The organism is Rhizobium sp. YIM 134829, assembly GCF_046546455.1.
Genome location: NZ_JBKHKI010000009.1, coordinates 1 through 13,013, shown reverse-complemented (window position 1 = coordinate 13,013; position 13,013 = coordinate 1). Strand labels below are relative to the sequence as shown.

General features: G+C 65.9%; 13 protein-coding genes. 10 read left to right on the top strand and 3 right to left on the bottom strand.

Translation table 11 applies throughout. From position 1 onward, the window contains the following. Positions 1–109 precede the first annotated feature (109 nt). The gene (locus ACLE20_RS14880) at positions 110–1,132 is read right to left on the bottom strand and encodes a sugar ABC transporter substrate-binding protein (protein WP_410941098.1); all 1,023 of its coding nucleotides are present in this window, start codon (positions 1,130–1,132) and stop codon (positions 110–112) included. 260 nt (positions 1,133–1,392) lie between these two features. Here ACLE20_RS14880 and ACLE20_RS14875 point away from each other — a divergent pair, with 260 nt between their 5' ends. Together ACLE20_RS14875 and ACLE20_RS14870 are read left to right on the top strand one after the other, a co-directional pair. Further along, positions 1,393–2,625: an ROK family transcriptional regulator gene (locus ACLE20_RS14875; RefSeq protein ID WP_410941097.1), complete on the top strand. Its 1,233-nt coding sequence runs from the start codon at positions 1,393–1,395 to the stop codon at positions 2,623–2,625. Then, positions 2,625–3,053: an RbsD/FucU family protein gene (locus tag ACLE20_RS14870; protein WP_410941096.1), complete on the top strand. Its 429-nt coding sequence runs from the start codon at positions 2,625–2,627 to the stop codon at positions 3,051–3,053. The genes ACLE20_RS14875 and ACLE20_RS14870 overlap by 1 nt, the downstream gene beginning before the upstream one ends. Positions 3,054–3,147: 94 nt before the next feature. On the opposite strand, the gene ACLE20_RS14865 is transcribed toward ACLE20_RS14870, so the two are convergent. Continuing rightward, complete coding sequence (locus tag ACLE20_RS14865; protein WP_410941095.1) at positions 3,148–3,531, bottom strand: DoxX family protein; 384 nt, start codon at positions 3,529–3,531, stop codon at positions 3,148–3,150. A gap of 183 nt (positions 3,532–3,714) precedes the next feature. On the opposite strand from ACLE20_RS14865, the gene ACLE20_RS14860 reads away from it, so the two are divergent. Continuing rightward, positions 3,715–4,419: a Crp/Fnr family transcriptional regulator gene (locus ACLE20_RS14860; RefSeq protein ID WP_410941094.1), complete on the top strand. Its 705-nt coding sequence runs from the start codon at positions 3,715–3,717 to the stop codon at positions 4,417–4,419. Positions 4,420–4,546: 127 nt separating this feature from the next. Further along, positions 4,547–4,972 carry a sel1 repeat family protein gene (locus ACLE20_RS14855; protein WP_410941093.1) on the top strand — a complete coding sequence of 142 codons (426 nt, stop codon included), beginning with the start codon at positions 4,547–4,549 and terminating at the stop codon, positions 4,970–4,972. Here the strand turns inward: ACLE20_RS14855 and ACLE20_RS14850 are convergent, their stop codons facing one another. Continuing rightward, positions 4,973–6,007, bottom strand: a complete 1,035-nt coding sequence (locus ACLE20_RS14850) for a proline racemase family protein (RefSeq protein ID WP_410941092.1) — start codon at positions 6,005–6,007, stop codon at positions 4,973–4,975. It lies immediately after the preceding gene. Between the two features lie 213 nt (positions 6,008–6,220). On the opposite strand from ACLE20_RS14850, the gene ACLE20_RS14845 reads away from it, so the two are divergent. The 6 genes from ACLE20_RS14845 to ACLE20_RS14820 all read left to right on the top strand — a co-directional run bounded on the left by ACLE20_RS14845 (position 6,221) and on the right by ACLE20_RS14820 (position 12,870). After that, entirely contained in the window at positions 6,221–7,030 is an 810-nt protein-coding gene (locus ACLE20_RS14845; RefSeq protein ID WP_410941091.1) for a phosphodiesterase, read from the top strand. Positions 7,031–7,055: 25 nt separating this feature from the next. After that, positions 7,056–7,370 (top strand): YkgJ family cysteine cluster protein, encoded by a 315-nt coding sequence (locus ACLE20_RS14840; RefSeq protein WP_410941090.1) that lies wholly within the window; start codon positions 7,056–7,058, stop codon positions 7,368–7,370. Between the two features lie 209 nt (positions 7,371–7,579). Next, positions 7,580–11,260, top strand: a complete 3,681-nt coding sequence (putA, locus tag ACLE20_RS14835) for a trifunctional transcriptional regulator/proline dehydrogenase/L-glutamate gamma-semialdehyde dehydrogenase (RefSeq protein WP_410941130.1) — start codon at positions 7,580–7,582, stop codon at positions 11,258–11,260. A gap of 132 nt (positions 11,261–11,392) precedes the next feature. Then, positions 11,393–11,992, top strand: coding sequence for an IMPACT family protein (locus ACLE20_RS14830; RefSeq protein WP_410941089.1), 600 nt, complete (start codon positions 11,393–11,395; stop codon positions 11,990–11,992). A gap of 115 nt (positions 11,993–12,107) precedes the next feature. Continuing rightward, positions 12,108–12,578 carry a DUF1810 domain-containing protein gene (locus ACLE20_RS14825; RefSeq protein ID WP_410941088.1) on the top strand — a complete coding sequence of 157 codons (471 nt, stop codon included), beginning with the start codon at positions 12,108–12,110 and terminating at the stop codon, positions 12,576–12,578. Between the two features lie 139 nt (positions 12,579–12,717). Continuing rightward, a complete protein-coding gene (locus ACLE20_RS14820; protein WP_410941087.1) occupies positions 12,718–12,870 on the top strand; it encodes a hypothetical protein in 153 nt (50 codons plus the stop codon). The last annotated feature ends 143 nt before the right edge of the window (positions 12,871–13,013 follow it).

Genomic DNA, 13,013 nt, shown 5'->3' with positions numbered 1-13,013 from the left:
GCAGGCAGCCCCCGAATCGCGGCGAAGCGCCGGGGGCAGGTCTCAGGATGATCAAAGGAAGGGCGGCAGGAGCCGCCCTTCGAACGGGGGTGCCCGTCGGGACTGAAGATCAGCCCCAGCACTTGTCCTTACCGGCCTGGACGTCGATCGACTCGACGCCGGCAGCCGGCTTGGCGGTCACGAGCGCGACGCCCGTGTCGAAGAAGGTCTTGCCGGGGGTCGGCTGCGGCTTTTCGCCGGTGTCGGCGAACTTCTTGATCGCTTCGACGCCGAGAGCGGCCATCTGCAGCGGATACTGCTGCGAGGTGGCGCCGATCACACCGTCTTCAACGTTCTTGACGCCCGGGCAGCCGCCATCGACCGATACGATCAGCACGTCCTTCTCGCGGCCAACGGACTTGAGCGCTTCATAGGCACCGGCAGCTGCCGGTTCGTTGATCGTGTGAACGACGTTGATGGTCGGATCCTTCTGAAGAAGGTTTTCCATGGCGGTGCGGCCGCCTTCTTCATTGCCGTTGGTGATGTCATGACCGACGATCCGCGCATCGTCCTCATCGCCGATCTTGTTCGGGTCCTTCGGGTCGATGCCGAAGCCGATCATGAAGCCCTGGTCGCGCAGGACGTCGACCGTCGGCTGCGAGGGGGTGAGGTCGAGGAAGGCGACCTTGGCGTCCTTGGCGGCATCGCCGAGGGTCGCGGCAGCCCACTGGCCGATCAGCTTGCCGGCGAGCAGGTTGTCGGTGGCGAAGGTGGCGTCAGCGCTGTCGGCCGGCGTCAGGGGCGTGTCGAGCGCGATGACCAGGAGGCCGGCATCGCGGGCCTTCTTGATCGTCGGCACGATGCCGGTGGTGTCGGAGGCGGCGATCAGGATACCCTTGGCGCCATCGGCGATGCAGGTTTCAACGGCGGCAACCTGGCTTTCGGAATCGCCATCGATCTTGCCGGCATAGGACTTCAGCGAAACGCCGAGTTCCTTGGCCTTGGCTTCAGCACCTTCCTTCATCTTGACGAAGAAGGGGTTGGTGTCGGTCTTGGTGATGAGGCAGGCCGAAACGTCGGCAGCCTGAACCGGAGCAGCGAAAACGACGCCAAGCGCCAGCGCGCCGAGACCGGCGGTAATCAAAGACTTCATGGATATCCTCCCAAGGATCAAAACGGGACCGGCAGCGCCGGACCTTTCTGGCCAACGCGGCGGCTCTGGCATCCCTCCATTGAGCCACCGTGTCTCCGTTAGCGAGAGAACACGTTCGTCGCGCAGCTGTCAATAAATAAATCAAGTTGAATTATTAAAAATCCGTGGCATGCTCTGCCCAAGCCCTGTGCAGAGCGCCTCGAATAAGAGCAGCGCCACCGGGGTGGCCCAGCGTAAACGGCTGTGGCGGGAGGAAGAAGATGGGGCCTTTCAGCGCGCCGGATCAGGGCACGACCCTTCCGGATGTGGTCGATCCCGCTGGGGGAGCGAACCAGACCCGTGTGCGCGCGCACAACGAACGGCTGGTCATGTCGCTGGTGCGCCGGCATGGCAGCCTGTCAAAGGCCGAGATCGCCCGGCGCTCAGGCCTCTCGGCCCAGACGGTCTCGGTCATCATGCGCGGACTGGAGGGCGACGATCTGCTGATCCGCGGCGAGCCGATGCGCGGCCGGGTGGGACAGCCCTCCGTGCCGATGATGCTCAACCCTGATGCGGTCTATTCCTTCGGCGTCAAGATCGGCCGACGCAGTGCGGACCTCGTGCTGATGGACTTCGTCGGCGCCATCCGCCTCAACCTGCATCAGCCCTATCCCTATCCGGATCCGGACGCGATCCTCAACTTCATCGTCGAGGGCATCGGCAAGATCGAGCAGATGCTGACGGCGACGCAGCGCGCGCGCATTGCCGGCATCGGCGTGGCGACGCCGTTTGAACTGTGGAATTGGGCGGCGGAGGTCGGCGCCCCCGCGGAAACGATGGAGCGCTGGCGGACCGTCGATCTGGCTGGCGAACTCGCCGCGCGGACGCGCCACCCCATCCATATCCAGAACGACGCCACCAGCGCCTGCGGCGCCGAGCTGGTCTTCGGCGTCGGTGCCAGCTATCCCGACTTCATCTATTTCTACATCGGCTCGTTCATCGGCGGCGGCATCGTCCTCAATTCCGCGCTGTTTTCCGGCCGGACGGGGACGGCAGGGGCGCTCGGGCCCCTCCAGGTCCCGGGACCGAATGGCGGCACGACGCCGCTCCTGAAGGTGGCCTCGATCTTCGTGCTGGAAAACATGCTGAAGGCGGCCGGCATCGATCCCCGACCGCTCTACTATTCGGCGGAGGAGTGGATCGATTTCGGACCGCCGCTCGCCGCCTGGATCGACAGCACGGCATCGGCGCTCGCCCGCGCCATCATCTCCGCCGCCTCGATCATTGATTTCGGGGCTGCGGTCATCGATGGTGGCTTTCCCGCCTGGGTCCGCGCCCGCATCGTTGCCGCCACGCGCAGCGCTGTTCAGGAACTCGACCTGCAGGGCGTCATCGTTCCCGACATCATCGAAGGCGCGGTCGGATCGGAAGCCCGCGCCATTGGCGGCGCCAGCCTGCCGCTCCTCTCGCGCTATCTTCTCGATACCTCCATCCTCTTCAAGGAAACAGACTGATGTTGAAAGGCCTGAACCCGATCCTCAGCCCGGAGCTGCTCTCGACGCTGCGCGCCATGGGTCATGGCGACGAGATCGCCGTCGTCGACGGCAATTATCCGGCACTGGAACATGGGCGGCGCCTGGTGCGCCTCGACGGCCATCCGATCGTTCCGGTGATCGATGCGATCCTCAGCGTGCTGCCGATCGACGACTTCGTATCTGCGGCGATATTCCGCGCCACCGTGAAGCATGACCGCGACCTGCTCGATCCGGTGCATGAGGAACTGATCGCTTGCTGCAAGCGCCACGAGCCAGACCGAGCCGTCGTGCCCCTGGTCGGTGCGGAGTTCTATGAACGGGTGCGCGCCGCCCATACGGTGGTCCAGACCAGTGAGCCGCGGCTCTATGGTAATCTGATCCTGCGCAAGGGCGTGATCTACCCGTAAGCGACGACGCAGATGACCGAACGAAAACACCCGCCGGACAAGCGCCCGGCGGGTGTTTTCATTGTCGTCCTGGGAGGGACAGGGAGGTTGCGGATCAGGCGCGGCGCGCGTCGACCGAGAGCGTGCTCGGGCCGAAGGCGGCCAGCACCAGGAAGCCGCCAGCCATGGCGAAGTTCTTCTGGAAGTTGATCATCTGGTTCATGTCGGAAAAATTGTAGTGAGCGATGAAGGCGGTGGCGATGCAGAAGAGCGCCAGCACATAGGCCGTCGGACGGGTGAGGAAGCCGACCAGGATGAACAGGCCGCCGACGAGCTCGACCAGCGAGACGACGACTGCGGTGACCATCGGCACCGGCAGACCCATGCTGCCGAAATAGCCGGCCGTGCCGCCGATATTGGTAATCTTGCCAAAACCGGCCAGGATGAAGATGATCGAAAGAAGGATGCGTCCGATCAGGACGATGACAGGCTGCGACATGGGGTGCTCCGCTGTGACGAGTTCGATGCGGAAGCTGTATCAGCAAAGACCGGATTGCAAAGCGGGTGCTTACGCGACACATCGTTCAACCCTTGTGAACGATGGCTCGCTGCTGTCAACTGACCCATAGATCAGTGACTGTTGGGGTAACGCGAGACACGACTGACAAGGGGAGGAAAGTGCATGAGCGAGATCAACCGGAGCCCCGCATTCTGGCGGTCCTTTCCAATCTTTGAGGAGTTCGACGCCGAAACCATTGCGCTCCTCGCATCGATCGCCACCCATCGCAAATGGGCCCAGGGCGCCCTGCTCTTCCAGCGCGGCGATGCGGGACACGAAATGATCGCGGTGATCTCCGGCCGCATCAAGATCTCGCTGCTGACCCCACAGGGGCGCGAACTTCTTCTTCGCCATATCGAGCCGGGGGCGCTGTTCGGCGAGGTGGCGCTGCTCGACGGCCAGCCGCGCTCGGCCGACGCCACGGCTCTGGTGGCGACGGAAGGCTATGCAATCGCCCGCAAGCCCTTTCTCGACCTCATCACCCATCGCCCGCAGGCGGGTGAGGCGATCCTGCGCTATCTCTGCTCCATGCTGCGCGATACCACCGACCGGCTGGAGACGATCGCGCTCTACGATCTGAACTCACGGGTCGCCCGTTTCTTCCTTGCGACACTCAAACAGATCCATGGCGCCGATCTGCCGGAGAGCGCCAATCTGCGCCTGACGCTGAGCCAGGCCGATATTGCCGCGATTCTCGGCGCCAGCCGGCCCAAGGTGAACCGCGCCATCCTGACTTTGGAAGAGAATGGCGCCATCCTTCGCCATGAGGGCGTCATCACCTGCCATATCGGGCTGCTCAAGGCCTTTGCCGAACCCGACGAGGCCTGAGGCCGCACCATCCCGACGGCCGTTAACCGTCATCGTTCGCTTTCGGCCGAAGCGCTGTTTCCAGCGGAACAGTCATGACTCTCGTTCGTTCGTAGGGTCGCATGACACTGGAATGAGACCTTTGACGATGAACCCGTCTTCTGCCCGCCGATTTGCCGCCCTCCTCCTGGTCGGCTTGCTGCCAACCCTTCCCGCCTTTGCCGGCGAAGGCGCCTATCATAGCCCGGCCGAACAATGCGACGCCGAGGCCGGCAGCGTGTCCGACATCGGCCGTAACCTGGCCTACCCGCCCGTCTCTGCCGAGCAGATCCGGATTGGCGTCGCGCTGTCCGCCTGCCGAGAGGCCTATAAGCATGGCGGGAGCCCGCGCTCCGCCTATCAGCTCTCGCGCGTCCTCGAACAGGCCGGCCAGCGCGAACGCGCCGTGCCGATCCTGAAGGAAGCGGCGGATGCCGGCTATGCCGCCGCACAGGCCGATTTCGCAGCGATCGCCAACGGCACCGAGCTCGCTCGCGAGGTGAGCCTGGTCACGAAGACGGCGCGGCTGCGCTGATCAGCGGATCTGGCCGGCCTCCGGGCCCCATGTATCGGTCAACGCGAAACCTTCGGCCAGCGGGTCGAAGGGGTCGAGCGCAACCTGATGCAACCCGAACGTCCAGCCGCGACCGGAGATCGTTGGAATGATTGCCTTGCGGCCGGCCACCTCGGTCTCGCGCTCCAGGCCGACCTTGAACTCCGAGCCGATGATCGAGCGCGAGGTGAAGACATCACCGGGCTTTGCCAGGCCGCGAGCGTGAAGCGTCGCGAGATTGGCAGAACTTCCCGTCCCGCAAGGCGAGCGATCGACCCGGCCCGGCCACATGGTGGTGCAGGTGCGCACCGTGCCATCGTCCTCCGTCTGGCGGAACATGACGTAGGCAACGCCCGAAATCTCCGGGATCTCCGGATGCACGGTCGGGATGGTGCGGTTGACGATCTCCTTGATCGCCATGCCTGCCTCGACCAGGCGGCGCGCATTGGCCTTCTCGATCGTCGTGCCGATCTGGTGGACATCGACCAGGGCATAGAAGACGCCGCCGAAGCAGAGATCGACGGAGATCCGGCCCCAATCGGGCGTTTCGACGGCGACATCCAGCTCCTGGACGAAAGATGGGGTCATCGTCAGCGTCACGCGCTCGCAGCGCCCGTCGCGGCAGGTCGCGGTCGCCTTGACGAGGCCGGCCGCCGTGTCGAGCATGACGACCGTCTCCGGCTCCTTCATCTCGACGATGCCGGACTCCAGAAGCGCCGTGGTTACGCAGATCGAATTGGAGCCGGACATGGCGTGCGCCTGGTCGGCCTGCAGGATGATGAAGCCGGCATCGGCTTCCGGGCGCTTCGGCGGCACCAGCAGATTGACCGAGCCGATCGAGGCGGCGCGCGGCTCCAGGCAGAGGAAGCGGCGCAGGCTGTCATCCACCGTATTGATGTGGTGCAGCTGCTCGGCGATGCTGTTGCCGGGTATCTTCGGTACGCCACCGATCGCCACCTTGCCGATCTCGCCCTCGCAATGCACGTCGAGCAACTGGATCGTGCGCTTCCATCTCATGGCGGCTCTCCCTGGCATGCCTGCACGTTTCGGCCGAATGTGACCGAGCGGCCGTTGATAGCCCGCTGCGCACGCCCTGCCTAGCCCAAGCGGAACGGCTTGCGCCACGCAGCGCCTCCCCTAGTCTTCCGGCTTGATCGAGGCCGCTCGCCTTTATCCGCGCGCCACACTGGCGTCCTATACCGGGTCGAACCTTCAACCGACGAAAGCGCCATGACCAAGCTCATCCTGCTCACCGACCTGCACATGGTGCCCGAGGGGCATCGGATCATCGGGATCGACCCCTATCAGCGGCTGGAAGCCGGGATCGAGCATATCAACCGCCATCATGCCGATGCCGACCGCGTCGTCATCACCGGCGATCTCGCCCATCATGGCGACGAGGTCTCCTATCGGCGGCTGAAGGGGCTGCTCGACCGGCTGGTGCCGCCGCTGTCGATCACCATCGGCAATCACGATCAGCGGCCGGTCTTCCAGAGCGTCTTTGCGGATGTCGCCCGCGACGAGAACGGCTTCGTCCAGTCCATCGTCGACCTCGCGGACTGCCGGCTCATCATCCTCGATTCGGTGGCGCTCGCCACCTATGGCGCGCCGCATGTTCATGCCGGCCTGCTCTGCCCGGCGCGGCTCGCCTTCCTGGACAAGGCGATCGCCGGGGCCGGCGGGCGGCCCGTGCTGCTCTTCCTGCATCACCCGCCGCATGAGACCGGCTTTTCCGGCATGGATGCGATCCGGCTTGCCAACGAAGCGGAGTTCTATGACGTGATCGAGCGCCGCGGCGGCGTGCGCCATATCTTTGCCGGCCATGTCCACCGCACCATTTCCGGCTCGCATCGCGGCATCGGCTTCTCGGTGTTCAAGAGCACCGTCCACCAGCAGCCCATGCCTTTCGACACGCCCGACACCTCGCTCTCCGTCGACGAGCCTGCCGCCTACGGTATTGCTCTGGTGACCCGAGACGGCGTTCTGGTCCACACCGAGGATTACGAGATCGCGGTTCGGGACAATCTGCGTATCGCCTGACCGACGGCGCGTGGTAGGATGACGCATGAGCCCAGCCGTGCCCACAGACGATTTCGACTGCCAGACCTGCGGGGCCTGCTGCGCCTATTCGGCGGACTGGCCGCGCTTCTCGCTGGAAAGCGAGGCAGAGCTGGCGATGATCCCCGAAAAGTTTGTCGCCGCCGATCTCGGCGGCATGCGCTGCGAGAACGACCGCTGCTCGGCGCTCGACGGCACGCTCGGCCAGCATGTCGGCTGCCGTATCTATGCCGTCCGCCCCCAGGTCTGCCGCACCTGCCTGCCCGGCGACGACGAATGCCTGACGGCGCGCCAGGCGCTCTCGATGAAGGTCCTCCTCTAGGATCGACCAAGACGTTCGAGATCCGCCGCAGAATGCACGGCGGGAGCCGTCCATGACCGCCGAAGATACGGCGATTGGCGTGTTTTTCCGGATGGCCATTCGGAGAGCTTCTTCTTATCTTCTCCCCATCCACCTCATCTTCAAGCCGGGGCCGCTTCGGTCCTCGCTGATCGAAAGGCCTGCTCATGAGCCCGCTGCAGCCGAAGCCAATGGTCGTCTCCGCGCCGGACCCCTTTGCCGCGTTCGCGCCGCCCGTGGCGCCGCGCTCGGCCCTGCGCCGGGCGGTGACCGCGGCGTACCGGCGCAGCGAACCCGAATGCCTGGCCCCTCTCCTTTCCACCGCAAGCCTGCCGGACGATGTGCGGGGACGGGCGCGCGAGACGGCGCGCCGGCTGATCACCGCGCTGCGCGCCAAGCACAAGGGCTCGGGCGTCGAGGGGCTGGTGCATGAATATTCACTTTCCAGCCAGGAAGGCGTGGCGCTGATGTGCCTGGCGGAAGCGCTGCTGCGCATCCCGGACATGGCAACGCGCGACGCGCTGATCCGCGACAAGATCGCCACCGGCGACTGGCGCGCCCATCTCGGCGGCGGCCGCTCGCTCTTCGTCAATGCCGCGACCTGGGGCCTGGTCGTCACCGGCAAGCTGACCTCGACAGTCAACGACCGCAGCCTTTCCGCCGCACTGACCCGGCTCATCGCGCGGGCCGGCGAGCCGGTGATCCGCCGCGGCGTCGACATGGCCATGCGGATGATGGGCGAACAGTTCGTGACCGGCGAGACGATCGCCGAAGCACTGAAGCGCGCCCGGCCGCTGGAGGCCCGCGGCTTCCGCTATTCCTACGACATGCTGGGCGAAGCGGCGACGACCGCGGCGGATGCCGAGCGTTATTACAGCGACTACGAGAACGCGATTCACGCCATCGGCAAGGCAGCCGCTGGGCGCGGCATCTATGAAGGGCCCGGCATCTCCATCAAGCTGTCCGCGCTTCATCCCCGCTACAGCCGCGCCCAGGCCGAACGGGTGATGGACGAACTGCTGCCAAAGGTCAAAGCCCTGGCCCTGATCGCCAAGGGTTACGATATCGGCCTCAATATCGATGCCGAAGAGGCGGACAGGCTCGAGCTGTCGCTGGATCTCCTGGAAGCGCTGCGGCTCGATCCGGCGCTCTCCGGCTGGAACGGTCTCGGCTTCGTGGTGCAGGCCTATGGCAAGCGCTGCCCCTTCGTGCTCGACGTCATCATCGACCTCGCGCGCCGCTCCGGGCATCGCATCATGGTGCGGCTCGTCAAGGGTGCCTATTGGGACGCCGAGATCAAGCGCGCGCAGCTCGATGGCCTTGCCGATTTCCCGGTCTTTACGCGCAAGGTCCACACCGACGTCTCCTACATCGCCTGCGCCCGCAAGCTGCTCGACGCCCGCGCGCTCGTCTTCCCGCAATTCGCCACGCACAATGCCCAGACGCTCGCGACGATCTATGAGCTGGCAGGACCAGACTTCACCGTCGGCGATTATGAGTTCCAGTGCCTGCATGGCATGGGCGAGCCGCTCTATGACGAGGTGGTCGGCCCGGAAAAGCTCAACCGTCCCTGCCGCATCTATGCGCCCGTCGGCACGCATGAGACGCTGCTTGCCTATCTCGTTCGCCGGCTTCTGGAAAACGGCGCCAACTCCTCTTTCGTCAACCGCATTGCCGACCCCGCCGTTTCCGTGGATGAGCTGGTCGCCGATCCGGTGGAGGTCGTGCGTGCCATGCCGCAGCCGGGCGCCCCGCATGACAAGATCCGGCTTCCCGAGGCGCTCTATGGCACGCGCCGCAATGCCGCCGGCCTGGATCTGAGCAATGAGGACGTGCTGGAGAGCCTGGGCGGCGCTCTGACGGCCAGTGTTGCCGAAGACTGGCGCGCGGCCGGCTCGAATGCGTCCGGCCCGGCCCGCCCGGTGCTCAACCCGGCAGACCATGGCGATGTCGTCGGCCATGTCACCGAAGCCAGCGATGAGGAAGCGCGGGCGGCACTGGCCACGGCGAGCCACGCTGCCGCCGCCTGGGCCGCCACACCGGCTCCCGAACGCGCCGCCTGCCTGCTGCGCGCCGCAGACCGGCTGGAGGCGGACATGCCGCGCCTGCTCGGCCTCATCATCCGTGAGGCCGGCAAGTCCGCCGCCAATGCGATTTCCGAGGTGCGCGAAGCCGTCGACTTCCTGCGCTATTACGCCGAACAGGCAAGCCGGACGCTCGGCCCGGGCCATGGTGCGCTTGGGCCGATCGTCTGCATCAGCCCCTGGAACTTCCCGCTGGCGATCTTCACCGGCCAGGTGGCCGCCGCCCTGGTTGCCGGCAATCCGGTTCTCGCCAAGCCGGCCGAGGAGACGCCGCTGATCGCCGCCGAGGCCGTGCGCCAGCTGCATGCGGCAGGCGTGCCGGAGGCTGTATTGCAGCTTCTGCCGGGTGACGGCCGCGTGGGTGCCGCGCTCGTCGGTGCCGATGGCGTGGCGGGCGTGATGTTCACCGGCTCCACCGAGGTGGCGCGGCTGATCCAGGCGCAGCTCGCCAACCGGCTCTCGCCGCAGGGCCGGCCGATCCCGCTGATCGCCGAGACGGGCGGCCAGAACGCCATGGTGGTCGATTCCTCCGCGCTTGCCGAACAGGTGGTCTTCGACGTCATCGCCTCCGCCTTCGACAGCGCCGGCCAGCGCTGCTCGGCGCTGCGCGTGCTTTGCCTGCAAAACGATATCGCCGACCGGGTTCTGACCATGCTCAAGGGCGCCCTGCAGGAGCTCTCGATCGGCAGGACGGATCGGCTGAGCGTCGATATCGGCCCGGTCATCACGGCGGAAGCCCGCGAGACGATCGAGGCGCATGTGGCCGCCTTTGCCGCCCGCGGCGCCCGGATCGACCGCCTGCCGCTGCCGCCGGAAACGGACGCCGGCACCTTCGTCGCGCCGACCATCATCGAGATCGGCGCGCTGTCGGAGCTCAAGCGCGAGGTCTTCGGCCCGGTTCTCCATGTGCTGCGCTATCAACGCGCCGATCTCGACCGGCTGATCGACGACATCAACGCCACCGGCTATGGCCTGACCTTTGGGCTTCACACCCGTCTCGACGAGACGATCGCCCATGTGACGAGCCGGGTGAAGGCCGGCAATGTCTATGTCAACCGCAACATCATCGGCGCCGTGGTTGGCGTGCAGCCCTTTGGTGGCCGCGGTCTTTCCGGCACCGGGCCCAAGGCCGGCGGCCCGCTCTATCTCGGCCGGCTGGTGGCGCGTCCGCCGGTGCCGCCGCAGGTGAGCTCCGTCCATACCGATCCGGCGCTGCTCGATTTCGCCAAATGGCTGGACGGTCGCGGCGCCCGCGCCGATGCCGATGCCGCCCGTGAGACGGGCAGCCAGTCGGCGCTCGGCCTGACCAGCGAGCTTGCGGGTCCCGTCGGTGAGCGCAATCTCTACGCGCTGCATCCGCGCGGCCAGATCCTGCTGATGCCGCAGACGGTGACCGGACTGACCCGCCAGCTCGCCGCTGTCTTCGCCACAGGCAATAGCGCCTTGATCGCCCTCAGCGGCGGCGAGGCCGATGCCAGCGCTGAGATCGAGGCCCTGATCCAGGCGCTGCCTGCCTCGCTCGCCGCCCGAGCGGCCATCACCCGCGACCGGGCTGCGAGCGGACCCTATGCGGGCGCGTTGATCGAAGGAGACGGCGCGACAATCCTTGCGGCAACGAAGGCCGTTGCCGAACTGCCTGGGCCTCTCATCCTCGTTCAGGCAGCGAGCACAGCCGCTCTCCGCGTCGATCCGGATGCCATCTGCCTCAATTGGCTGCTCGAAGAGGTCTCGACCAGCATCAACACGGCCGCCGCCGGCGGCAATGCCAGCCTGATGTCAATCGGCTGAACCGCATAGAAGCCGATTGCGGCGTTCGAGACGGCCCGGGGAGGATGACCGCCGGGCCGTCTCGCCTCTTCAGAGGTGATCGGCGCAAAGGCCGAATGGCCAGCACAGGCCGCGCGCGCTATGACGGGCGCCATGTTGACGCTCGCCGCCCCGCACCGCTTCGCCCAGGAGATCCGCAAGAGCCGCTTTCTGGCGATCGCCACGCCGATTGCCGACGAGGCGGAAGCGCGTGCCTTCATCGCGGCTGCGGCCGATCCCGCCGCCAGCCACAATTGCTGGGCCTTCAAGGTCGGACCGGTCTCGCGCGCGTCCGACGATGGCGAACCGTCCGGCACGGCGGGCCGGCCGATCCTGCAGGCGATCGAAGGCCAAGGGCTCGAGGACGTGGCGGTTCTCGTCGTCCGCTGGTTCGGCGGCATCCTGCTCGGCAGTGGCGGGCTGATGCGCGCCTATGGCGGCACGGCGGCGGCATGCCTGAGAGAGGCGGAGACGATCGAGCGGGTGGCGCGGATCGAGATGGACATCACCTGCCCCTTCGCCGATCTCGCGCGCTTGAAAGCGCGGCTGACCCAGGCTGGCGTGCTGATCCTGAGCGAGCAGTTCGACGCGCAGGGCGCGCGGCTGGCGATTGCCTTGCCGGAAGCAGATGCCGAGCGCGTCGGCAGATTGCTCGGCGATATTACGCGCGGGCGCGGGAGCCTCCGCGTGATCGAGAAGAGCGCTGTGTCGTGAACAAAATGCCGCTTTGAATGTTCCTAAGCGCGAAATGTGCTCATAAATTTTCTCTTGGTTGCATTCTTCACCAGAAATTCGCCAGAGCAACTGCTTTCCAATCCGAGGGAACGTCATGCCGGACCCATTCAACCTTGCGCGCTTCATCGAGGCACAGCGCGGCGTCTATGAGACGGCGCTTGCCGAGCTGCGGGCGGGCGCGAAGCGCAGCCACTGGATCTGGTTCATCTTCCCGCAAATCAAGGGGCTCGGCAGTTCCTCCACGGCGCAGCACTTCGCCCTCTCGGGCCTTGCCGAAGCGCGCGCCTATGTCGCGCACCCCACCCTGTCGGGCAGGCTGCTGGCCTGCACCGAGGCCGTCACCGCCCTGCCCGGCACTCCAACCGCCCATGCCATCTTCTCGAGCCCCGACGACCTGAAGTTCCGCTCCTCGATGACGCTGTTTCGAGAAGCGGCCGAAGACCCTGCGCCCTTCCAGGCGGCTCTCGACCGTTTCTTTGGCGGCGACCCCGATCCGCGCACGCTCGACGCCCTCCTAAGCGAAATGCCGTCACCACCACCGTCGGACGCTGTGCGCCGGTCTTGAAGGCGAAGGCACAGGCGCAGCGAAGCAGCGACGGCAGCCGGATCCGGCGGCATGCGCGTTCGGAACCAAGCTTCCCATCGCCCGTTCTCCGAACGTCGCGACACCGGCAGTCGGCCCGTGCCGCTCAAGGAGATGCAGCATGGAAAACAATCTCTGGCTCTTTGCCACGGGCGGCGGCGCCCTCATCCTCGGCATCGCGATCGCCTATGGCATCATCGCAAGGCGCCGCCTGAGCGGCGTGGAGAAGGCCATGCAGAAGCGTCGCGTCGAAGAGCTCTACGACAAGCGCTAAAGGCGCAAACAGGAGGCATCGTCTCCGCAACGGATAGCGTCCGTCAAGATGGTGTAATTTCGGGTGTGGTTCCGGGCCGTCATGATCAGGCGGCTCTGGGTGTAATCTGAAGTGTAGCTTCCTCCTCGATCGTCGGTTGATTT